Source organism: Microcoleus sp. Z1_A1 (genome assembly GCF_036700305.1).
In the GTDB taxonomy this organism is placed as follows: Bacteria; Cyanobacteriota; Cyanobacteriia; order Cyanobacteriales; family Microcoleaceae; genus Microcoleus.
Genome location: NZ_JAUBOR010000015.1, coordinates 118,478 through 140,378 on the forward strand (window position 1 = coordinate 118,478; position 21,901 = coordinate 140,378).

17 protein-coding genes are annotated in these 21,901 nt (G+C 45.1%); 13 read left to right on the forward strand and 4 right to left on the reverse strand.

Annotation, left to right across the window (positions count from 1 at the left end; translation table 11 throughout):
- Nucleotides 1–41: 41 nt before the first annotated feature.
- Nucleotides 42–1,283 carry an HhoA/HhoB/HtrA family serine endopeptidase gene (locus QT973_RS12755; protein ID WP_333056773.1) on the reverse strand — a complete coding sequence of 414 codons (1,242 nt, stop codon included), beginning with the start codon at nt 1,281–1,283 and terminating at the stop codon, nt 42–44.
- 212 nt (nt 1,284–1,495) lie between these two features.
- Here QT973_RS12755 and dnaA point away from each other — a divergent pair, with 212 nt between their 5' ends.
- The 3 genes from dnaA to dnaN all read left to right on the forward strand — a co-directional run bounded on the left by dnaA (nt 1,496) and on the right by dnaN (nt 4,597).
- Nucleotides 1,496–2,866, forward strand: a complete 1,371-nt coding sequence (gene dnaA, locus QT973_RS12760; protein WP_333239379.1) for a chromosomal replication initiator protein DnaA — start codon at nt 1,496–1,498, stop codon at nt 2,864–2,866.
- Nucleotides 2,867–2,965: 99 nt separating this feature from the next.
- Nucleotides 2,966–3,154: a hypothetical protein gene (locus QT973_RS12765; protein ID WP_333056771.1), complete on the forward strand. Its 189-nt coding sequence runs from the start codon at nt 2,966–2,968 to the stop codon at nt 3,152–3,154.
- A 303-nt stretch (nt 3,155–3,457) separates the two neighbouring features.
- Nucleotides 3,458–4,597, forward strand: coding sequence for a DNA polymerase III subunit beta (gene dnaN, locus QT973_RS12770; RefSeq protein WP_006632140.1), 1,140 nt, complete (start codon nt 3,458–3,460; stop codon nt 4,595–4,597).
- A 108-nt stretch (nt 4,598–4,705) separates the two neighbouring features.
- On the opposite strand, the gene QT973_RS12775 is transcribed toward dnaN, so the two are convergent.
- Nucleotides 4,706–6,145, reverse strand: coding sequence for an ATP-binding protein (locus QT973_RS12775; RefSeq protein ID WP_333056770.1), 1,440 nt, complete (start codon nt 6,143–6,145; stop codon nt 4,706–4,708).
- Nucleotides 6,146–7,119: 974 nt separating this feature from the next.
- On the opposite strand from QT973_RS12775, the gene QT973_RS12780 reads away from it, so the two are divergent.
- The 7 genes from QT973_RS12780 to QT973_RS12810 all read left to right on the forward strand — a co-directional run bounded on the left by QT973_RS12780 (nt 7,120) and on the right by QT973_RS12810 (nt 16,951).
- Complete coding sequence (locus tag QT973_RS12780; protein ID WP_333056769.1) at nt 7,120–8,199, forward strand: permease; 1,080 nt, start codon at nt 7,120–7,122, stop codon at nt 8,197–8,199.
- 145 nt (nt 8,200–8,344) lie between these two features.
- Nucleotides 8,345–9,133, forward strand: a complete 789-nt coding sequence (locus QT973_RS12785; protein ID WP_333056768.1) for a TIGR03943 family putative permease subunit — start codon at nt 8,345–8,347, stop codon at nt 9,131–9,133.
- A gap of 182 nt (nt 9,134–9,315) precedes the next feature.
- On the forward strand, nt 9,316–10,692 hold the full coding sequence (locus QT973_RS12790; protein WP_333056767.1) for an oligosaccharide flippase family protein: 1,377 nt from the start codon (nt 9,316–9,318) through the stop codon (nt 10,690–10,692).
- 234 nt (nt 10,693–10,926) lie between these two features.
- A complete protein-coding gene (locus QT973_RS12795; RefSeq protein WP_333056765.1) occupies nt 10,927–12,492 on the forward strand; it encodes a hypothetical protein in 1,566 nt (521 codons plus the stop codon).
- A 229-nt stretch (nt 12,493–12,721) separates the two neighbouring features.
- Nucleotides 12,722–13,288, forward strand: a complete 567-nt coding sequence (locus QT973_RS12800) for a hypothetical protein (RefSeq protein WP_333056764.1) — start codon at nt 12,722–12,724, stop codon at nt 13,286–13,288.
- 821 nt (nt 13,289–14,109) lie between these two features.
- A complete protein-coding gene (locus QT973_RS12805) occupies nt 14,110–15,465 on the forward strand; it encodes an ATP-binding protein (RefSeq protein WP_333056763.1) in 1,356 nt (451 codons plus the stop codon).
- 109 nt (nt 15,466–15,574) lie between these two features.
- On the forward strand, nt 15,575–16,951 hold the full coding sequence (locus QT973_RS12810) for an ATP-binding protein (protein ID WP_333056762.1): 1,377 nt from the start codon (nt 15,575–15,577) through the stop codon (nt 16,949–16,951).
- A gap of 94 nt (nt 16,952–17,045) precedes the next feature.
- On the opposite strand, the gene QT973_RS12815 is transcribed toward QT973_RS12810, so the two are convergent.
- Nucleotides 17,046–17,846, reverse strand: coding sequence for an ion transporter (locus tag QT973_RS12815; protein ID WP_333056761.1), 801 nt, complete (start codon nt 17,844–17,846; stop codon nt 17,046–17,048).
- 25 nt (nt 17,847–17,871) lie between these two features.
- On the opposite strand from QT973_RS12815, the gene QT973_RS12820 reads away from it, so the two are divergent.
- The 3 genes from QT973_RS12820 to QT973_RS12830 all read left to right on the forward strand — a co-directional run bounded on the left by QT973_RS12820 (nt 17,872) and on the right by QT973_RS12830 (nt 21,050).
- Nucleotides 17,872–19,836, forward strand: coding sequence for a pentapeptide repeat-containing protein (locus tag QT973_RS12820; RefSeq protein ID WP_333391453.1), 1,965 nt, complete (start codon nt 17,872–17,874; stop codon nt 19,834–19,836).
- A 272-nt stretch (nt 19,837–20,108) separates the two neighbouring features.
- Nucleotides 20,109–20,630, forward strand: a complete 522-nt coding sequence (locus QT973_RS12825) for a hypothetical protein (RefSeq protein WP_333391456.1) — start codon at nt 20,109–20,111, stop codon at nt 20,628–20,630.
- A 75-nt stretch (nt 20,631–20,705) separates the two neighbouring features.
- Nucleotides 20,706–21,050 (forward strand): NAD(P)H-quinone oxidoreductase subunit M, encoded by a 345-nt coding sequence (locus QT973_RS12830; protein ID WP_333209099.1) that lies wholly within the window; start codon nt 20,706–20,708, stop codon nt 21,048–21,050.
- A 367-nt stretch (nt 21,051–21,417) separates the two neighbouring features.
- Here QT973_RS12830 and QT973_RS12835 read toward each other — a convergent pair whose 3' ends face one another.
- On the reverse strand, nt 21,418–21,774 hold the full coding sequence (locus QT973_RS12835; protein ID WP_333056758.1) for a hypothetical protein: 357 nt from the start codon (nt 21,772–21,774) through the stop codon (nt 21,418–21,420).
- Between the last annotated feature and the right edge of the window lie 127 nt (nt 21,775–21,901).

Here is a 21,901-nt window from a genome sequence, read left to right on the forward strand (position 1 = left end):
ATCCGTGTATCCGTGTCCTAATCCGTGTCGTGCTTTCCTTCTTATCCAACTTTTTGAACCGGCAAACTTCCCGTTTTAACAGTCAAATTAACTATTTGCCCGTTACGGTTAATTTCCATTTGCAACAGCCCGCCAACCTTAGCATTTTGCACGAACTCCTGAACAGCTTCCGACTGAATAATCGGCTGATTATTAATTTTTTGAATCACATCTCCAGCCCGCAAACCGGATGCGGCTGCCGGAGAATTAGGAACAACGCTAACAATAGCCACACCCCGATCGACTGCAACTCGCAGGCTGCTGGTAGCATTGCTGTTAATTTGCTGCTTAACCTCTGGATTCAGCGTCGCCATTTCAATGCCTAAATAAGCGTGTTCGACTTTCCCCGTCGTAATCAGTTCCTTCGCCACCTGTTGGGCCGCCTGAATGGGAATCGCAAACCCCAGTCCTTGAGCACCTTGAATAATCGCCGTATTCATGCCAATAACTTCGCCCGAAGCATTCAGCAGCGGGCCGCCAGAATTCCCCGGATTAATTGCAGCGTCTGTTTGAATAAAACCGATCCGCTTGTCGGGTACGCCCACATCAGTGCTCGATCGCCCCGTAGCGCTAATAATCCCCGCAGTTACGGAATTGTCCAAACCCAAAGGATTGCCAATGGCGATCGCCCATTCCCCAGACAACAGCTTATCCGAATTGCCGATCGTCACCACAGGTACATTATTCGCCTCAATCTTCACCACAGCCACATCCGTCACCTTATCCGCCCCCAACACCCGCCCCTGAAAGCTGCGGCCGTCCCTGAGAGTTACATTTACCGTATCGGCTCCCTCTACAACGTGAGCGTTAGTGAGAATCAGGCCGTCGGCACCGATGACAAAACCCGAACCAGTGCCCCGTTCGATCCCGCCCCGGCCACCCGAATTCGGTTCTATCCCAAAAAAATCTTCCGGCGACAGCCCTCTATTTCCCGGTTTCACCAGGCGCGAAGCATCGATCCGAACCACTGCCGGGCCAACTTTTGCCACCGCAGCCACAATAAAATTCACATTAGCCGCGTCCCCCGACAAGGGAACCGGCGGCAAGACTTTCCTAGCTTGATCCTTTGTATTAGGAGGCAGTTGCAATTTCGGTTCTAGCGCCCTTTGTCCCGAATCGCCAGAATTTGCACGAAATTGAGAAACCGTCAGACGATCGCCCAACATGGCGGCCCCGGCTCCCGTTACCAGCAGCAATATGTAAATTGCCGGTTGCTTCCAAAATTTGCCAGTAGAACTCTTCATTGCCATGTTTTAAGGCTTTCCTGCCAAATCTAAATATTTGCTGAGCAGCTCCCCGATAGCTGGCGCAGGACTGCAGAGCCGCCAAATTTGTGGGCGATGGCGTCGGGCCCTTGCCCGTGCTACGGCAGACTCCCTTAAACTTTAGCATCTGAGGACTAAACTCTCTAGACTGTAGAATTAATATCTTGAATGCCGATCGGCAGAGGTGAGCAGTGGACATTCCCCTCGAAAGTCTGTGGAATCAGATACTTGAACGTCTCCAGGTACAACTGAGCAGACCTAGCTTTGAGACGTGGATCAAAACTGCCAGGGCAGAACAACTCGAAAATAACTGTTTGATCGTCAGCGCCCCCAACCCCTTTGCTCGCAATTGGTTGCAAAAATATTACAGAGAAATCCTTGCCGATGCAGTCGCAGAAATTCTCGGCTATCCCGTAGACATTTACTTGACAATTGCCGGGGGAAACGAAACAGACGGCAGCAGCGACTCGGCCATAATTTGGCCCTCCCCCATCGCGGATGTCCCGGAAAGCCACTCGCTTCACCCCCCCAAACCCGCCAATTTAAACCCCAAATACCTATTTTCCCGCTTTGTCGTCGGTTCCAACAACCGCATGGCCCACGCAGCCTCCCTCGCGGTAGCTGAGTCTCCCGGCCGAGAATTCAATCCCCTATTTTTGTGCGGTGGCGTTGGTTTGGGCAAAACTCATTTGATGCAGGCGATCGGTCATTATCGCTTGGAAATTGACCCCAACGCCAAGATTTTTTACGTTTCTACTGAGAAATTTACTAACGATTTAATCGCCGCCATTCGCAAAGACAGTATGCAAACTTTCCGCGACCATTATCGGGCGGCAGATGTTTTATTAATAGATGATATCCAATTTATTGAAGGTAAAGAATATACTCAAGAAGAATTTTTCCACACTTTTAATACTCTGCACGAAGCCGGGAACCAAGTAGTTTTAGCTTCTGACCGTCCGCCGCAGCAAATCCCCCGCCTGCAAGAGCGTTTGTGTTCCCGATTTTCCATGGGATTAATTGCCGACATTCAATTGCCAGACTTGGAAACTCGGATGGCAATTTTGCAGAAAAAAGCTGAGTATGAAAATATGCGCCTGCCGCGAGATGTCATTGAATACATTGCTTCTAGTTACACTTCCAACGTTCGGGAATTGGAAGGTGCTTTGATTCGGGCGGTAGCATATCTTTCAATTACTGGTTTGCCGATGACTGTGGAAAATATCGCCCCGGTTTTGAATCCGCAAACTGAAAGTGTAGAGGCAACGCCAGATGCAGTAATTGCAGTTGTGGCTGAGGAGTTTGATGTTTCTGTTGAAGATTTGAAAGGCAGTTCCAGGCGGCGAGAAATTAGTCTTGCCCGTCAAATAGGGATGTATTTAATTCGGCAGCATACTGGTTTGAGTTTGCCGAAAGTTGGCGAAGTGTTCGGTGGCAAAGATCACACGACTGTGCTTTACAGTTGCGAAAAAATTGCTCAGTTGCGGAACACTGACCCGAATTTGGCTCAAACTTTGCGTCAGTTGAGCGATCGAATTAACGTTGTCAGCCGCAAAACTTGAACCTCTTTTCACACATTCACTCATGGCGTAGGGTGCGTCGCCACCCTTAAATCTTAAATAGTATCCACAATCTTTGAGCGACGCACCGGTGCAGACGGGGTGAGCGTAAACAAACCCACACTTTCGATGCCACCGGATTCGATATTGCCTGTGGAAAAACCTGTGGAAAAGTTGCCCTCTGTTTGTGGAAAACTTTACTCGATCGCCCGAAACAGCTTTTGCACAAAAAAAGGCGATCGACCGCACCAGTTTTTCCACAAGTTTTCCACAGGTATTTATTATCTATAAGTGACACGCAGCAAGCAGTTAGCTTTTTTTTCCACAGTTTCCACAGGGCGATCGATACAAAAATAATTCCATAAATTAAAAAATACTAGCGATCCCTGCACACCCAAAACACATAATTCGCGACGCGCACTAACCTCAGAAACCCGGTTTCTTGGAAGATTTCTCGTTTTTACAGGCAAAATTTTGCCTAGAAACCCGGTTTCTAGCCCCATGCTTAAGCCCTACACACAGAAAAACCGACCCGCCGGCTTTCTGTGATACCATTTGTTTCTGTTTCAAATCCGGTTAATTAACCTTCCTACAATGAAATTGGTTTGCACCCAAAGTGACCTCAACGCCAACCTCTCGTTGGTAAGTCGGGCCGTTCCCTCCCGCCCGACACATCCGGTACTAGCCAACGTGCTCTTAGTCGCGGATGAGGAAAATCAGCGGGTTAGCTTGACAGCTTTCGATCTCAGTTTAGGCATTCGTACCAGCTTCGCAGCAGAAGTGACTGGCGGTGGCAGTTTTACCATACCCGCTAAATTACTCAACGATATTGTTTCGAGACTCCCAGATGGAGAGATTACTCTAGAAGACGAAGCGGGAGACACCGTAGCATATCTCACTTGCAGTTCTGGCAGCTACCAAGTTAGAGGCATGGGCCCGGAAGAATTCCCAGAATTGCCCGCAATCGAAGCCGGAACAATCCTTAAATTGCCACCGGAAGCCTTGATAGAAGGACTCAAAGGAACTTTATTTGCTACTAGCCCCGACGAGGCAAAACAGGTACTTGCAGGCGTGCATTTAAAGGTATTGCAAGATTGCCTGGAATTTGCAGCTACAGACGGCCACAGATTGGCAGTAGTTCAAACTGCCAATGAAAAAGCTGAAGGCGAAGAAACCCAAGAAGAATTTGAGGTGACAGTCCCCGCTAAAGCATTGCGGGAAGTAGAAAGAATGCTGGTGATGCGCCAGTGGACTGAACCTGTCACCCTGCATTTTGAACACGGTCAAGTAGTGTTTGAATGGGCAGACCAGCGGCTGACAACCCGCACCTTGGAAGGGCAATATCCCGCATACCGGCAGTTGATTCCACCGTCTTTTGAGCGACAAATTACCTTAGAAAGGCGATCGTTCTTAGCAGCCGTAGAAAGAATAGCCGTTTTTGCAGACCAAAAAAACAATATTCTCAAATGCAGCATCGACGAGGAAAATCAGGAAATTACTTTGTCTGTAGATGCTAAAGATGTCGGCTGTGGCAAAGAGTCAATGCCCGCACAGATTTCGGGAGATAGCATCGATATTGCTTTCAACGTGAAATACTTAATTGACATTTTGAAAACTGCTCAATCCCCAGAAATTCAACTGCAATTAAACGGTGCTTTAGCCCCCGTAATTTTCCAGCCTTTGGGCGGAGTCAATGCTACATTCTTGGTAATGCCCGTGCAGCTTCGAGCGTAACGGATTGGTAGGGGCGGGTTTTACAAACAATCTCCGCCTAAAATTGCTCCTCTAATAAACCCGCCCCCGCTTGGGCGGTAAATCGATATCGACAAGTCGCCCAGGCATTCAAATCCATGGCAACAAAATTTCAAATTCAGTACCTGTACCGGGCGTAGAATGCAAATTTAACTTGCCTTTATGCTTTTCCGTAACAATTTGATGGGTAATTGCCAACCCCAAACCGGTACCTTTCCCCGCCGGTTTAGTGGTGAAAAATGTCTCAAAAATCCGCCGCTGAATTTCGGGCGGAATTCCCGGCCCGTTATCGGCAATTCGGATGGCTATCCAAGCGTTATTTTGATTTTTTTCCGCAGATTCTGGGCATAAGTCGCCGTTTTGGCTGGCGGATAATAGCTGTTTGGCATTTGGTCTATCGCCCCTAACATAATTTTGAATTAATTCCGAATTCACACAGTCTCCGTCACAACTTTCTATTACCTCGGTTTCAATAGTAATCGCAGGCATAAATTCTTTTTCTGCTTTTACCTCTTCCAAAGCGTCGATCGCATTACTGATGATATTCATAAATACCTGGCTCAACTGACCCGAATAACATTTTACCAAAGGCAAATCCCCATAGTTTTTAACTACTTTAAATCCGTACTTCAGACGATTTTTCATAATTAGCAGCGTACTGTCAATACATTCGTGAATGTTAGCTTGCTTCAAGTGGGCTTCGTCCATGTGAGAAAAGGTGTGCAGGCTGGTGACGAGTTCGGTCAGCCTCTGCGATGAAACTTTCATACTTTTGAGAATTTCCACCCAATCTTCTTGCAAAAAATCAAATTCTATGTGTTTTTTGAGTTTGTCAATTTTTTCGCTGTCACCCACAATCTCTTCGTAAGCCGACAGCAACTCCATGATGTCTTTCGAGTAGTTGGACAAAAACCCGATATTTCCGCTAATGCAGGTGACGGGATTTCTAATTTCGTGGGCAACTCCAGCTACCATCTGTCCCAAACTCGCTAGTTTTTCGGTTTGAATTAGTTGAGATTGAGTTTGCTGCCTCAGCAATTTTGTCGCTAGTTCGTGAATGTTGGATTGAGCTACTAACAGTTCGTGCACATCTAGCAAACTATAAGTTTGAGGCGACACTTGAACCACAATCGGTTCGTAAAGCAGTTCTTTCGATCGCAACAGCGACTTCCTGGCTGCATCCACGATTAAAGTATTGCTGGGAAAAATTAAACTCTCAGTTTCGGCAAAGCGGTACAAAGCCCTCACCGGTCGCTTTAAAAATAATTCTCGCCCAAAAGGACGGCTGATAAATTCTAAAAATCTCCGCCGGGAAATCATACCGGCAAATTCACCTTGATGGGTCACAATGACTCCCGGTAACAGCGGATTAGCTTCTAACATCTGAGAAATTCGTATTCCCCAATCCGTAGCTTCTACCTGAAAATCGTAAAGCGACAATTCTTGGAGAGTAGAGTCTAAACAAAGTTCTCCTAGGTCAGCCTCGGAGAGGGGTTGGACTGGTCTTTCTACGCAGGAGGTATTCAACATAAATTTATCAGCACGCTTTTTTTGGGGTTCTATTTGCCAGACATTCAGCTACCAAAGGTCAGCAGGTGAGTTGCTGAGTGGACAGACATCCCCCTGGCAAACTGCATTTTAAATTACACAAAAAACTGACTGTACCAAGGAAAATTTTACCACTTAAAGTATTAGGCAAGATTGAGGATCGCCGAGATAAATGCGCCCTTGTAATTATACCTGACTTTATTTTATACTGACTTGAGCGGTATTAACGCTTGTTTCTACTATTTAACTATTCATTAATCTTAGGTAGTTGTCTTAACCTTTTGTTAATAAAATATTAGGCTGAGAAATATAAGTGATTGATAATAGAAGAAAATCGGAATTGCCCGATCGCCAACACGATGCAGCCCGTCAGCAGACAATTTAAAAGCAGTAAGTCGGGGGGTGACGCCCCGGAATTTTAGCTGGCTATCGCGAGGGCGTCCCGCCCTCGCCCGTGCTAAGGCATTTGAGGCGATTTTATCCCATATCCCCGATCCGGTACTCGCAACCCTCCGTAACGCTCAGCCAGCTACACACCTGCCAGTGCGTCCCCTAGAAGTTTGTCGTGAAAACAATTATTTTTACCCGAAATATCTATCAAATCGGCGACGGTTCGCAGAGTCAATCGATTTTAGATTTTAGATTTTAGATTTTAGAATTGAAGCATTGACCCCAGGGATAAATTCGGGGGCTTGTATCCTGGATAATTTCGGTCAATTATTGATTGGCTGTACGAGGCGGATATGAATAGAAGTTCATTCAAATTAAAACAAGTTTAACCATTCCCAATCATTCAAGGCATCAGCATTGATTAAATTAGAAGCTCTACAAATTTCCGCAAAAAAAAGACAAAATAAAATTAACGGGATCTTAACTTAGTGCTATGCTTTGGTATGATCTACAAGGAGTTCTACCAAAGACGTATAGCTAAATAGCAATCTACCAGTAGGTGATCGATGCAACCCGCCCTGACAAATCAGTTAAATAATGCTTTCACCCTGTTTCTCAGCTTGTTAGTAGAAGCAATACCTTTTCTGCTGCTCGGAGTTTTATTTTCAGGTTTGCTGCTGGGGTTTGTAGACGAACGCAAACTCGTATCGCGCATCCCGCGAAACCCGCTGCTGGCGGCTTTGATGGGCAGTTCGATCGGCTTTTTGTTTCCCGTGTGCGAGTGCGGTAACGTGCCCGTAGCCCGCAGGTTACTGATGCAGGGAGTACCCGCACCAGCCGCGATCGGCTTTTTGCTGGCGGCCCCCACCATCAACCCCGTGGTAATTTGGGCTACTTGGACGGCATTTCGGGATCAGCCAGAAATTGTAGTTTTTCGGGTGGTATTTTCTCTGTCTATAGCCACAATTATCGGCTGGGTGTTCAGCGCCCAAAAAGACTTGCGGCCTCTGCTGCAACCCTCTGTAGCCCGTGCGATTCCTCTGCCAAAACCAGAGTTTTCCGAAAAAGAACTCGTCCAAGCTAACACTCCGCTGCTGTTGCAGTCGGGAACATTTATGCTCGGTCAGCCGGGGGGGGTGGTGCCGATCGAATCTTTGCTACAAGACAACTGGAAGCCATTACAAACAGGCAAAACAGAAAAAACCTCGAAACTTTCCTCAATGTTCCACCCCGTTTCTAAAGAGCGTCTGCGCCTGCTTTTAGATACTATGGTACAGGAGTTGCGCGAATTAGGAGGAGTGTTGGTAATCGGAAGTGCGATCGCAGCCATCATTCAAGTTGGCGCCCCCCGCGAACTAATTCTCAACCTCGGCCAAGGCCCCGTTTCCTCGATTCTAGCCATGCTGCTATTAGCGGCAGTCGTATCGATTTGTTCTACAGTAGATGCCTTTTTTGCCCTGTCTTTTGCTTCCACATTTACCAGCGGTTCGCTGTTAGCCTTTCTCGTTTTCGGCCCGATGATTGACCTCAAAGGTATCGGTTTAATGCTGTCAATTTTCAAAGGTAGAGCCGTAGTTTACTTAATTGTATTAGCAGCTCAGTTAACCTTTTTAATGACCCTTTCTATTAACTTGCATTTAGGTTAATAAACTAGCTCAAACAGACAACTCATACGATGATTTTCGCTGGGCTATTTTCAATTACCTTGCTCCCCGACACAGAAGTCACCGATATACGGATAGTTTTTTTTCTTTTCCTTCTACCCTCTTCCTTCCCAGTCACTCTTAAAAAATGAATTTAAAAAAAATTAGCCCCTGGCTGGATGCCCTAGCTATCTTAGCCTGGGGAATATTGCTCCTCAAATATTGGATCACGGGCAAATTAAGCATTCTCATTCACCCCAATTACTTTGGCTTGACTCTAGCAGGAGGAATCGGCTTAATAGTTATTGGCGGTTTAAAAACTTGGGAACTCTTAAAACTCGATCGCACCACAAAGCAATCGCGGACATCAACAGCAAATAACTCTCTCAGAATCACAGAAGTTGAACACGTTACTTTGTTTCCCCCCAGTATCGGCAGCACCTTAATGTTGAGCGTCGCATTAATAGGTTTACTAATAACGCCACGCACATTTACCAGCCAGACAGCTTTAGAACGGGGCCTCACCGAAGCCCTGCCCATCACCAGACTGCAACCCCAAGAATTTCGCAATACTACCAAACCAGAAAATCGATCGCTCGTCGAATGGGTGCGGCTGTTAAATTTCAACCCCGAACCGGATACATACAGAGGTCAAAAAGTCAAAGTTCAAGGATTTGTAATTCACCCCCCCAACATAGCCGAACAATATATGTGGCTCGGGCGTTTTATCATTACCTGCTGCGCGGCAGACGCCTATCCGATCGGGTTGCCTGTAAAACTACCGATCGGTCAAAGCCGCGCCGCCTTTGCCCCAGACAGTTGGCTAGAAATAGAAGGAGAAACGATCGTAGAAGAACTGCAAGGCAAGCGCAAATTAACCATTCAAGCATCCTCCCTCAAACCAATTCCTGAACCAAAAAACCCTTATGATTATTAGATGTGGAATAAGTATCAGATTAAATTTTACCTTGATTGCGAGATCGACAGTCCAGAACCGTCCTGCGTATACAAATTAAGATACTGTACAGTCAGCGATCAAACTTGCAAAAGCATCCTGTAGTAGTTGCCAAAAGTAAATTCAGCAACTACACTCGTCATTAGTAAATAAATTCTGAGTATATGTCAGCAGAAAAAAAATTAGCTATCAAAGGTGCGGCCTGGACGATCGCCAGTTATGCAAGCAGTCAAATTATCCGATTTGGCAGTAACTTAATCCTGACGCGTCTGCTTTTACCCGAACTATTTGGTCTCGTAGGTCTAACCTACGTTTTCATCATAGGGATCAACTTATTTTCAGACATAGGTCTAGGCCCAAGCATCATCCAGAATAAGCGCGGGGAAGATCCTCAATTTCTCAACACCGCTTGGACACTGCAAGTCATTCGCAGCTTTTTCGTTTGGATTTGTTTGATTATAATTACCCAGCCTGTTGCGAGTTTTTATGGAGATACCCGTCTGGAGTGGTTGATTCCAGTAATAGGTATAAATTCCTTAATAGGAGGCTTTAAATCCACTGCCACATCCAGCCTAGAACGCAAAATGGCAGTGAAGAAAGTAGTAATTTTTGAGTTGGGCCAACAGATTTTTTCTACTACAGTAATGATTGTCTGGGCCTGGTTCGATCGCAGCGTCTGGGCGATCGTTGCAGGCGGCTTGAGTGGAGCTTTAATAGAGTTAGTATGGAGCCATTTTTTGATTCCCGGCAAGTCAAACCGCTTTGCTTGGGATAAAGAAGCAGTTAAAGAAATATTTTCTTATGGGAAATGGATATTTCTGTCTACGGCTTTGTATTTCTTGTGTTCTCAAGCCGATAGACTCATCCTGGGGAAAATATTTACTTTAACAACCTTGGGCATTTACGGCATCGCTTTTACTCTCGGCGATATGCCGCGCCAAGTCATCATCGCCATTAGCGGCCGGGTCATTTTTCCCTCGATTTCTATGCTGGCAGAGTTGCCGCGGGAGGAGTTGCGCGCGAAGATACTTAAGAACCGCAAGTTAATTCTAATACCATTAGCCGTAGGTTTAGCAATTTTTGTGAGCTTCGGAGATCAGTTAATTTTAACACTGTATCGGAAAGAGTATGAGGCGGCATCTTGGATGATGCCTATCTTGGCTTTAGGTATCTGGCACACCACCCTCTACAATCTGATGGGTTCTTGTCTGTTAGCCGTAGGAAAGTCTCAGTACCAAGCTATGGGAAATCTGCTGACTTTTGTGAATCTATGTATAAGTATACCGCTGGGATATCACTTAAAAGGTAATTTAGGTGCCGTGATTGCTGTAGCTCTCGGCGACCTTCCTACCTACGCAGTAACTAACTACGGTTTGTGGAAAGAAGGACTAACTTGTTTTTGGCAGGATATTCAATTAACAGCACTGTTTTTAGGGGTGCTGGCAACTCTAATTTCATGTAGAGTGGCTTTTGGTTTGGATCTGCCGATAGATAAAATATCACCGATGGATTTAATCCCCATCAATCAACTGTTTCAGTAAACAAACCTGTTGAAACTGCAGCGTGTCCCACCTAATTAATATCTTAAGTTTCATTCAGTCCTGGAGGCACCACAAGTTTCAAAAACTAGGTTTGTTACGGGAACTAACTCGTTGCAGCCATTTACTGTGGTAAAAAAATGGCTGGGTGAGTGTTAGGAATGGGCCCATAAGTGTAAAATTTAATAGGGAAAATTTGGTAGTTAATTTTCAGCAGAAAGTAGGAGAGAAAGATTGGTGAGTATTTTTAAGAAAAAAATTAATCCTTCACCCTTCGCTATTGGGCCATTCAAACAGCCGATCGACCGCACGGCCATCATCCTCATGCTAGTGCTGAGCTTCTTAATCGGGCTGCTGCTGCTGAGCGGCGATCGCACAGCACCCAGAGTGCGAGAATTTACCTGGGAAAACAAACAAATCGGCGCCGAAGATACCGGCTTTATCCTCACATTCTTTCGGCCGATGAACCAGCCCACCGTCGAGGAAAACTTAAAGCTAGAACCCCCCCTCCCCGGTAAATTTAGTTGGGCTGGAAGGCGCATGGCTTACACCCTCAAAGATCCAGCACCCTACGGCGTTACCTACACATTAAAACTCGCCGGAGCAACCGACAAGTATTTCGGAGAAAAAAACCAAAATAAAGGAACGCTAATGCAACCGTTTAGCAGTTCCTTTCGCAGCCGCGATCGAGCTTTTGCTTACATCGGTGTCCAAGGCGAAACAGAAAGCAGATTAATGCTAGTCAATCTCACCAGCAGCGACTCGAAACCAATACCGCTGACTCCCAAAGATTTAGTTGTCACCGATTTTAAACCATATCCCGACAGCGATCGCATTTTATTCTCCGCCACAGATCGATCTATCGCCCGTACTCGCGGCACCCTCAATCAAGAACTCTTCACAGTCACCACCGGCCTCAACCCCCAATCAGGCTCAGGAAATCAACCAAAATACCCAGCCGGTAGAATCGACAAAATCTTAGACTCCAAAGATTACCAAAACCTCAAATTCGACCTCTCAGCCGACGGAAAAATCATAGTTGTCCAGCGCGTCAACCGCCGCAATCCCGGCGATTTCAGTCCTTGGATTGTGGAAGAAAAAGTGCCGCCCAGACCATTGGAAAATGAACAAGGCGGAGATTTTATGATTCGCCCCGATAGCATATCGATGGTAATATCTCAAAAACAAGGATTAGCGATCGTCCCCCTCAAACCCGAAGCAGATCCAGTCGAATTTTTGCCAAAATACGAACAAGTATTGGGGATGGCCCGCGACAACTCGGCCGCCGCCTATGTTAAATACAACAGCGATTTTACTCGATCGCTTTTCATCTTAGATAACCAAGGTGTAGAACAAGAAATATTGCGTATTCCCGGCAGCATTATGGCTGTTTATTTCGATCCCCGCAAAAACGAAGACAACCAAGTTCAGCGTCTCTACTGTTTGTTAGCCCAACGCCTCAAAACAGAAAGCTACAAAGAACAGCCTTTCATCGCCACCATCGACCTCAAAAAAGAGGGTACTCGTTTGGTAGGAACCATCAAACCGCTGCTGATTTTGCCCAACCAATTAGATACCCAAATCAGTTTATCTCCCGACGGACTGGCATTAATTTTCGACCAATCAGTCACAGCAGCAACTCCCTCAGCAGCAGACAGTCCCCGCAACGATAGTGGACAGTCGATCGCCACCAGCCGCCTCTGGCTGCTACCCTTAGTAGAAATACCCGCAGACGGTTCTCCCGCCAAACTACAGCCAGAAGAACTTCCCTTTGCCGGCTATCACCCCCGCTGGCTACCATAAACCAATTTTAGATTTTAGATTTTAGATTTTAGATTGACCGATATTGGTAAATATCGATAGGGTAAGGTGCACGCCTAAACACCAAGCGTTGAAATGTGCTCGGTATACATCCTACTTTTACTAAATCCATTTGAGATTAGAGATTAGAGATGGAGTTGATACTATGCGATACTGGTAAATACGACAAATTTTGACACCTAAAATCTAAAATCTAAAATCTAAAATCATTATGACTCCCGAAGAAATTAGCAATACCCTTAAAGACTTATTTGGTGAGAGTGTTGAGATGCCTGCTGCCACTTCTTGGCAAGTAGAAACCCCCAATTTTCGCCTGTTAGTCCTCCTTTCAGAAGACGGGAGTTGGCTGCGGATTTTGCTGCCGATCGCCGATGCCCAGGAAGCTCAACCATTTCTTGATAAACTGCTAGAAGCTAACTTTGACACCACCCTCGAAACTCGCTACGCCTTACATCAAAACGTTTTGTGGGGAGTATTTCAGCACAGCCCGGCCACACTCGCAGCCTCCGATTTCTCAGCCGCCGTCGCCAGACTGCTGGCTTTGCAAGAGAGAGGTTTGTCTGACTTTTTCGACGGTTTGATAGAAAGCCGCATCCGTCAAATCATCAAAGCTGCGAAGATGCAGGGACAGTCTGTGGAAACTACCCTTCAGACTTTAGACCGTTTTTACGCAGAGGGATTGATGGGTGAAATGGAACTAGGCCGAGAGTCTCGCGAAAACACTCTTGCCGCTTGGCGGTATCAGCTAGAACGCCTCTGGCCGGAGGTGGAACCCTAAGAGAATTGGAGATTGCTGATTGGAGATTGCAGATTGCAAAAAACTGATGACTGTCGAGGTTCGGAAGTTGCCTAAAGTTGCATTTCTTTTGAGTGGAATAGCAACAGCCAATACGGTTAGGATGTTCTTAATTCCACAAACCCTTGCGGAACATTGCTTCTTCCTTCTCTCCTAGATAACTAAAGCCTTCTATCCGTTACATTCAGTTACATCTCACATCTTGCACCATTCTCGCTTAACAGGCTTTCGGGCCTGTTCTGTCAAAGAGTGAATTTTCTTGTGGAACAGGCCGAAAAGCCTGTTCATAAAAAGCTTGTTGAGAATGGTGCAACATCTCAGTTACATCCGAAGAAAGCGAATCCGTTGCCGAACTTCCTTTGGCCTGGGCCCCAGTCTGGACAGTTGCAGCCTCAAGCCCCTTGGACGATGGCTAATCCGGGCCCTCGAACCCTTGAAGGATGCCCGTATATTCACTGATAACCCGCTCGCGGTTCTCCAATTCCCTTCGATAACTGGAAAAATGGTATAATTTATCACAATAATTAGTTATAAATATTAAAAATTTTCCGAAAACACCCGATCGCAGGTATATCATGGTAAAAAGTTTAAAGCGCCTACTCCGTAAGTTCCACAAAAGCTTCGATCGTTTAATATTGACTTAGAAACAAAATCTTTAGCAGATAATGCTACTGCGATCGGGTTTTCCCATCGGGTGCTGTTGTAATTTGACAAATTAGCAACTACCCGCTACCAATTACCCGTTATGAATTAATAGCAACTTAAGTTGTTCATGAATACAATTTTTAACAGGGGTTTCATCTATGTTTGCTGTGCGTGAGACTAGCTCGGAGTTATCAGTGTTGCATATACCTGAAATTTGTACTTGGAACATCTCCTTAGAATCAACTCTCCTAGACCTGCCACTTTACAACTGCCAAATTGAATTAACTCAACAGGCAAAAGAAGTAGCCCAGGCTTTTGAACAAAATTCCATGCTTCCCGGCGTCATTTTGACCGATCGGGGTAATTTTGTAGGCATAATATCCAGGCGTCAATTTTTTGAAAAAATTAACCGTCGCTACGGATTAGAAATGTTTTTCAAGCGACCGATAGAGGTATTGTACAGGTTTTCCAAACAAGATTTGCTGGTGGTTCCAGGCAGTAAATTAATAGTAGAAGCGGCTCAGGAATCTCTTTACAGGTCAGCAGAATTAGTTTACGAACCCGTAGTAGTGGAAATAGCCCCCCAGACCTACAAGCTGTTAGACGTACACCAATTAATGGTCGCTCAATCAAGAATTCACCAATTAACAAATAAGTTACTCCACAAACAAACCCAAGCCAAACTCATCCAAACAGAAAAAATGGCGAGTTTGGGCAGGATTGTAGCAGAAGTCGCCCACGAAATCAGAAATCCGCTGAACTGTATTTGGGGAAATTTAACTTTTCTGCTGTCCTATTTTGAAAACTTGCTACAGCTAATGTCGGTTTATGAAGAAGAATATTCGGCACCCTGTCCCCGAATTGATGCCCTTAAAAAGGAAATTGAATTTGATTTTTTACAAGAAGATTTGCCGATTACCTTAGAAGGGATGGAGTTGGGAGCCTCGCAATTGCTAAAAATAGTTAACGGGCTGCACCACTTCTCTCACATGGACGAGACAAAACCAGCCGAGACAGACATTCACGAATGCGTGGAGATGACGCTGTTAATTTTGAAAAACCGCTTTAAAAACAGCATAGAAGTGGTTAAAAATTACGGCGAACTGCCGCTAGTTAGCGGCTACTCCGGACAGTTGAGTCAGGTGTTTTTGAATTTGTTAGTTAATGCTCTAGACGCCCTGACAGAGTACGCAGCCGATCGAGAAATACACACCCCGTGCGGGGACAACTGGCAGCCCCAAATCGAAATTACCACTAAAGTTATAGAAACCGAACTCGGCAAGCGGGTGGCAATTTGCATTGCCGATAACGGGCCCGGCATTGCCCCAGAAAATCACCAGCAGATATTTGACACCTTTTTTACCACTAAACCAGCAGGCAAAGGCAGCGGTATGGGGCTGGCTATCTGCAATCAAATCGTCACAGAAAAGCACGGGGGCCAACTCAAATTGCGATCGCAACCAGGTAAGAATACTGAATTTGAAATTCTCCTGCCTATAGTTGGCACAACATGATCAACTCCAGAATATTCTGGGTTGTTCGCTCAGAAAAGTGAAATGATAGGGTAGCTTAGTAGTAGGTTCTCATTTCAATTTCCCAGCGTTTCGGCAACTAAAAGTTCCAGTGGCAAATAAATTCAGTTCCAAACTCCTTGGCCCTTCACTCTCCGAAGGCAGCCATCAAGACCTTTCCCTAGAGTCTACACTCTGGGATTTGCCCCTGTATGACTTTCAGGTTAAATCGAGCTGCTTAGCCGTGGCAGTTGCCGAAATGTTTGAACAGCATCCCCTAGTGCCGGGAGTCGTGTTGATGGAAGCAGAAGAGTTTGCTGGCATGATATCCCGCAGGCAACTGCTGGAATATTTGCTCAAACCCCAAGGCCCAGAGCTATTTTTGCACCTGCCGCTGAAAGTTCTCTACAGTTACGCTCGCCTCGAAATATTATTGCTCGCAGAGAGTACAACCATTTTGGCAGCAGCCCCACAAGCTCTGCGTCGATCGCCCGAATTGCAGGCAGAACCGATCGTCGTCCAAATAGACTCCCAATCTTACCGCCTCTTAGACCCTAACGCACTAAACATCGCGTACTGGCAAATTCGCGGCATAGAAACTCAAGTCCGCTACGAAAGAGCCCAAACTCAAATGATTCAAAGCGAAAAAATGGCTAGTTTAGGGCGTTTAGTCAACGGAGTAGCCCACGAAATTTTAGATCCGGTAGGCTTTATCTGGGGGAATTTAACCTACGTCACCGACTACAGCAAAAACTTGATGGAATTGCTCTCAGCTTACGACGCGCACTGTACCGAACCCCCGCCGGAAATAGCACGGCTCAAAGAAGAGATAGACTATGACTTTTTGCAAAACGATTTTCTCCGAACTGTTGCCAGCATCAAATCAGGCGCAGAACGTTTGAGCAAGTTAGCAACCAGTTTGCAGAACTTCTGCCACATCGACGATATTTATCCCAAACCCACCGACTTGCACGCCAACATAGACAGCATACTTTTGCTGCTCAAAAGTCGTTTGACTAGGGAAATCCAAGTAGTGAAAAACTACGGCTACCTGCCACCAGTGCCGTGCTATGCAGGACAGCTAAACCAAGTATTTATGAATATCTTGACCAATGCTATTCATACATTAATTAATGAAGCAGTCGGTCAAGAATTGGCGAAAGAGTTCAAAGGTGGAGGAGTCAGAGACGCCGATCGCCAGCCTAAAATTGAAATCACAACTCAAGTCTGCTGTCCCGAACCTGCGCCGGATTTAGATAAACTTCATGTTCGCTGGGTTTCGATTTGCATAGCAGATAACGGGCCAGGAATGTCACCTAGTAAGTACAAAAAAATCATAGAATCATTCTCTACGGAAAAACGCGCCCTCAAAGAAACCAGTTTAGCAGTTAGCTATCAAATAGTGACGGGTAAACACGGCGGTGCGTTCAGAATGCGATCGGAGTTAGGCAGAGGCACTGAATTTGAAATTTTGTTACCGTTAGCTTAAAGAAGGAAAGCACTACACGGATTTTGACACGGATACACGGATGAATTATCTAGGGTGAGGCAGTAGTCAACAGTCAACAGTCAACAGTCAACAGTCAACCATTCTCTAATTGACTGCCGCACATTTTACAAAATCTAGCATTAGCATCGTGTACAGACCAACCGCAACTTTTACAAACAGCTTCTCCGTGATTAGCACTTTTAACTAAGTGTTTAATCAAGTCCCCCAATTGCCAAGGAATTAGAGCAATTCCCGTCAGAATCATCAAAATAGTTAGAAAACGGCCGGATTCCGAAATCGGCGTAACATCGCCAAATCCCACAGTCGTCATGGTGACAACCGAGAAATAAACAGCATCCAAAAAAGTTGCAAAGCTTTCGGGATTTGCCGGATGTTCGACTTGATAAATTAAACCAGAATAAACAAAAATTATTGCCAGCAAAGTAAACAAAATCCGAGCAAAAATCACGCCATCTTCGCTGCTGATGCGGAAAATAGAAATTTTTAATTCCAGAAAGCGGATGAGTCGGAGAATTCTAAACCAGCGAAAAATTCGGATAAAACTGACGTTGACAAATCCCAGTAAAAATGGTAATATTGCCAGCAAATCAATAATTGAAAAAAAACTAAAAATAAATTTAACTCGATTTTCGGCACACCATAGTCGCAATAAATACTCAAACACAAAAACAACTAAAAGCGCTGTATCGAGAGTTTGCAAATTAATTCTGACAGTTTCCGAAATCGGGTAAGTTTCGGCGATGAAGCTGGTCGAAGATAGGAGAATTAGTCCGGTAAGAGTTAAATTGACGGTTCTGCCAATTGGGGTTTCGATGTCTTCGAGATAAAATCCAATTTGCGATCGGGTTAACATAGATGAGATAATTAATACCATTTATGAGGTAAGGGAATTATCGCATATGAGTATCGAATTAACGAAGGGTGAAAGGTTCAATCTTTCTAAAGAAACTCCTAATTTCAGTAAAATTGCGATCGCCCTGGGTTGGCAAGTCAGCCAGACAGCACAAAACTGCGACATTGACGCATCTGTTTTTATGTTAGCGGCGGACGGTCGGATTCCTGATGAAAAGTATTTTGTGTTTTACAACAATTTGACATCGCCGGACGGTGCGGTGCGGCATTCGGGAGACAACAGGAATGGACAAATAGACGGAGATGATGAGACGGTTTATGTGGATTTGAGTAAAATCAATTCGGCGATTCAGGAAATTGTGTTTGTTGTGACTCTTCACGAGGGACAGGAAAAGAATCAAAGTTTTAGTCAAGTTACAAATGCTTTTATCCGGCTTTACAACCGAGAAACTCTTAGCGAATTGGTTCGGTACAATTTAAATCAGATTTTTTCCCAAGAAACGGCTTTAGAATTTGGACGTTTGTATAAGAAGAATGGCGAATGGAGATTTCAGGCGCTAGGACAGGGATATAATGCTGGGTTGCAAAGTTTTGTAGACAAGTATTATGTTGAGAATGCGGTTGATAAAAGCTCGAATGCTGCTGAGAAGCTTGATGATGCTGAGGTTGTGAGGCGGTTTAGCGATCGGGTGGATCGGTTATTGCGGGAAGAGGCGATCGAGGAAACACCGATTCCAGTATCTAGCGAAGCAGTAGAACAGCCGGCTGCTACTCCTGTAAATGCGGATACTGTGCAATCTGAGGAAGAGGCAAAAATAGATGATTCTGCACTAGAAAATCTGGAACCCGCTATTAGTGCTGAGGATTTTTTGCAACGGTATAATCAGGGAGAACGAGATTTTACGGGAGTTAATCTCGCCGGAGTAAATCTGAGCAGAAGAGTCCTGAGTCAGGTCAACTTTAGTAGGGCTAATCTAAGCGGTGCAGAACTTTCTGAAACAAACTTATACTGTTCTAACCTCAGTGAGGCAAATTTATGTCATGCAAACCTTCACCAAGCCAATCTCAGCTCAGCCAACTTAGGGAAAGCAAACTTCATAAATGCAAATTTAAGTGAAGTAAATCTGCAAGGCTCAAACCTAAGTGAAGCTAATTTGAGTGGGGTAAATCTCAGTAGTGTTTATTTGTTATCGCAGACAAACTTCAGCAGAGCAAACCTCACTAAAGCAAACTTAACAGGGTTGAACTTGAGGGAATCAAAATTGATGAAGGCTGATTTGAGTAATGCAAACCTAAGTGATACTAACCTATTAATGGCAAACCTTGAAGGGGCAAACCTTGAAGGCTCAAAACTTCAACAAGCACTTTACAACGCACAGACTGTCTTCCCCAGAGGCTTTGACCCTGTTAAAGCAGGTGCTTACTTAATTGCTCCTAATGTTTCACTGAAAGAAGCAAACCTAGCTCGTCGTAACTTGAGCAGAGTTAACTTGAGTGAAGCTAACTTGAGTGGTGCAAATCTAACTACGGCTAATTTGCAGGGTGCAAAACTCCTGCAAGCTAATTTGAATAAAACTAACTTAAGCGGAGCAAATTTGAGTAGTGCCAACTTAACGGCGGCAAACCTGATAGGAGCCAACCTGATGCAGGCAAATTTAGCATCGGCTAACCTAACTGCCGCAGACTTGAGTGGAGCGAATCTGAAAAATACAGAAACAAGTGGGGCAAACTTTAGTGGTGCTAATCTGACAAAAGTTAATCTGGTTGGTGGAAGTCTTCAATGTAATGTCAGCGGAGCAATATTAACTGAAGGAAATCTCTGTGGGGCTAACCTTCGTTATGGTAATTTTACTGGAGCCGACTTAACTTCGGCAGACTTACGTGGGGCAGATTTGGATAATACAAACCTAGAAAAAGCCAACCTACAGGGAGCAAACCTAAGTGGGGTGGTAAATCTGGGAACGGCAAAACTCGCAGGTGCAATTATGCCAGATGGGACAATTCACGAATAAATTCGATCGCATTAAACAGCAAGGTGGACAATTTATTGGTGTAAATTTAACCGAAAGTCCGCCAGGGAATGAATTCCCTGGCTAATAGCTTAAGTCCTCTGAAGAGGACTAATGAGTTCTTCAGTCCTCTTCAGAGGACTTTTGCTATGAGGCAGGGGTTTAAACCCCTGCCGGACTGAGGGAAATAGTGTTAAATTGACACCAAAGGTGTGCATCGCCCTCCATACAAATAGAGTATGATGAGTGTGAAAGATCAAATACATAGATTGTCGATGAATGAATCTGACACGGAAATTATAGAATCTACCCTCAGATGGATGACCGAGTTTGTCGAGTTACCGCATCCAGTTTTCAGCGATTTACCAATTTGTCCCTTCACTAAAAAGGCACGCTTGGCAAATCAAATTTTATTCAAAATCGAGCGTTTTTCAGCGCGGACTGAGTTCGATCGCGATTCTGCCATAATGAAATCGATTTATGAATTTTACAATTCGGAATTTGAAATCATGGTAGTAATTAATCCCGAAAAAACCGCAATTACTGCGCCCGAAACTAAAGAATTGATAGACAAATTGAATAATCAGATTTCAGAATTGGGCTTGCTGGCTTTTCACATCCATCCCGAAGAAGATTTTAATATTGACGGGCTTCATACTAGGAGGATGCCGTATCCGGGCTTCACTGTTCAAGTAAATTCTAAGCTGAAGCCAGCTTCCGATTCTTTAGAGAAAACTGAATATTACAAAAATTGGACTGCCGAACAACTAAAAAATTTCGGGATTCCGAGAAATTGACGATCGCCAACCCTCCCCGCGCATCTCTGTGCCATTACAATTAATTCAGCAAAAAATCTTTACACATAAGAAGTCATGCAGCTTAAGTCAACAACCCGCCATATTCGCATATACACCGCCATCCTCGAAGATAACGAACTCGTACCCAGCAACGACCTTTTGACCCTCGACATTGACCCAGATAACGAACTTAACTGGAATGACGAGTCAGTCAAAGAGGTATATGCCAAATTTGACCAACTCGTAGACGCTTACGAGGGCGAAGACTTGACCGAGTACAACCTCCGCCGCATCGGTTCGGAGTTGGAACACTTGGTACGATCGCTCTTACAAAAAGGTCAAATCAGCTACAATCTCAACAGCCGCGCTGTCAACTACAGCATGGGATTGCCTCAAGTTGATGCCAAAATTCACCTGTAAGGGCGATCCTCTTCGAGGGCTTCGCTAACGGGCGATCGGCATTTACAGCACTTTCCAGGTAAGTGAAGTACAGAGAAACCGGGTTTCTTGAATAAAACCGGTTTCTGGCGAGAAATCCAGAAGAAACCCGGTTTCTGGGGTGTACTTTATAAACCTGGAATCCGCTGTATGTCAACTTAAGATTGAAACCCATAATAAATGTCGCTTGTAGCTGAGTTTCGATCCCCCCTACTCCTCTTAATCACGGGAGTACCGCAGGGCGGTTTCATTTTCTTGTAGGGGTAGCACGGCCCCTACAAAATTCATGTTTTTGGTGAGAATGAAACCGCCCTGGGAGTACGGGGGGTTTAAAGCTGAAAATCTGCTTTTATTCTTCTTCCTGCTTGTTTCTGACTCCTGACTCCTGACTCCCGGCTTCTTCCTTCTTCTGACTTCGATCGGACTTCTCCCCCGCATCCTCAGCATCAACCGGAGAATTTGGAACGCGATCGCGTTCCAAAAACTGTTTAACTGCAAGTTGGCGGTTGCTCATAAACTGACCCCAAGCGCCGGGAAACATCCCATCCAAGGTTTCCACCAGCGCCCAAACCTCAAGATTCATCACTTTGTAATAGAAACTGTGAGAATGTTGAATGCTAGTGAGTATTTCGTCTATTTCAACAGCAGGCAGCCGCTTCGGATCGGGCAAATTCTTGGAAAAGGCGCTGGGTTCATGTGGGGCCATGGTTAAATACTCAACAGCTTGCAGAGGCCGGTCAGTCGATTTTAGATTTTAGATTTTAGATTTTAGATTGATTCCACAGATGAATCTGGGGGCTGGAACTAAATATCTAATTTTTTTGGCTTTCCAC

Bases quoted from the DNA above. Each gene is read 5' to 3' on its own strand.
- QT973_RS12835 (WP_333056758.1), bottom strand. From the start codon at position 21,774: ATGGCCCCACATGAACCCAGCGCCTTTTCCAAGAATTTGCCCGATCCG.
- QT973_RS12820 (WP_333391453.1), top strand. From the start codon at position 17,872: ATGAGTATCGAATTAACGAAGGGTGAAAGGTTCAATCTTTCTAAAGAA.
- QT973_RS12800 (WP_333056764.1), top strand. From the start codon at position 12,722: ATGACTCCCGAAGAAATTAGCAATACCCTTAAAGACTTATTTGGTGAG.
- dnaN (WP_006632140.1), top strand. From the start codon at position 3,458: ATGAAATTGGTTTGCACCCAAAGTGACCTCAACGCCAACCTCTCGTTG.
- QT973_RS12815 (WP_333056761.1), bottom strand. From the start codon at position 17,846: ATGGTATTAATTATCTCATCTATGTTAACCCGATCGCAAATTGGATTT.
- QT973_RS12830 (WP_333209099.1), top strand. From the start codon at position 20,706: ATGCAGCTTAAGTCAACAACCCGCCATATTCGCATATACACCGCCATC.
- QT973_RS12775 (WP_333056770.1), bottom strand. From the start codon at position 6,145: ATGTTGAATACCTCCTGCGTAGAAAGACCAGTCCAACCCCTCTCCGAG.
- QT973_RS12755 (WP_333056773.1), bottom strand. From the start codon at position 1,283: ATGAAGAGTTCTACTGGCAAATTTTGGAAGCAACCGGCAATTTACATA.
- QT973_RS12825 (WP_333391456.1), top strand. From the start codon at position 20,109: ATGAATGAATCTGACACGGAAATTATAGAATCTACCCTCAGATGGATG.
- QT973_RS12805 (WP_333056763.1), top strand. From the start codon at position 14,110: ATGTTTGCTGTGCGTGAGACTAGCTCGGAGTTATCAGTGTTGCATATA.
- QT973_RS12790 (WP_333056767.1), top strand. From the start codon at position 9,316: ATGTCAGCAGAAAAAAAATTAGCTATCAAAGGTGCGGCCTGGACGATC.
- QT973_RS12785 (WP_333056768.1), top strand. From the start codon at position 8,345: ATGAATTTAAAAAAAATTAGCCCCTGGCTGGATGCCCTAGCTATCTTA.
- QT973_RS12780 (WP_333056769.1), top strand. From the start codon at position 7,120: ATGCAACCCGCCCTGACAAATCAGTTAAATAATGCTTTCACCCTGTTT.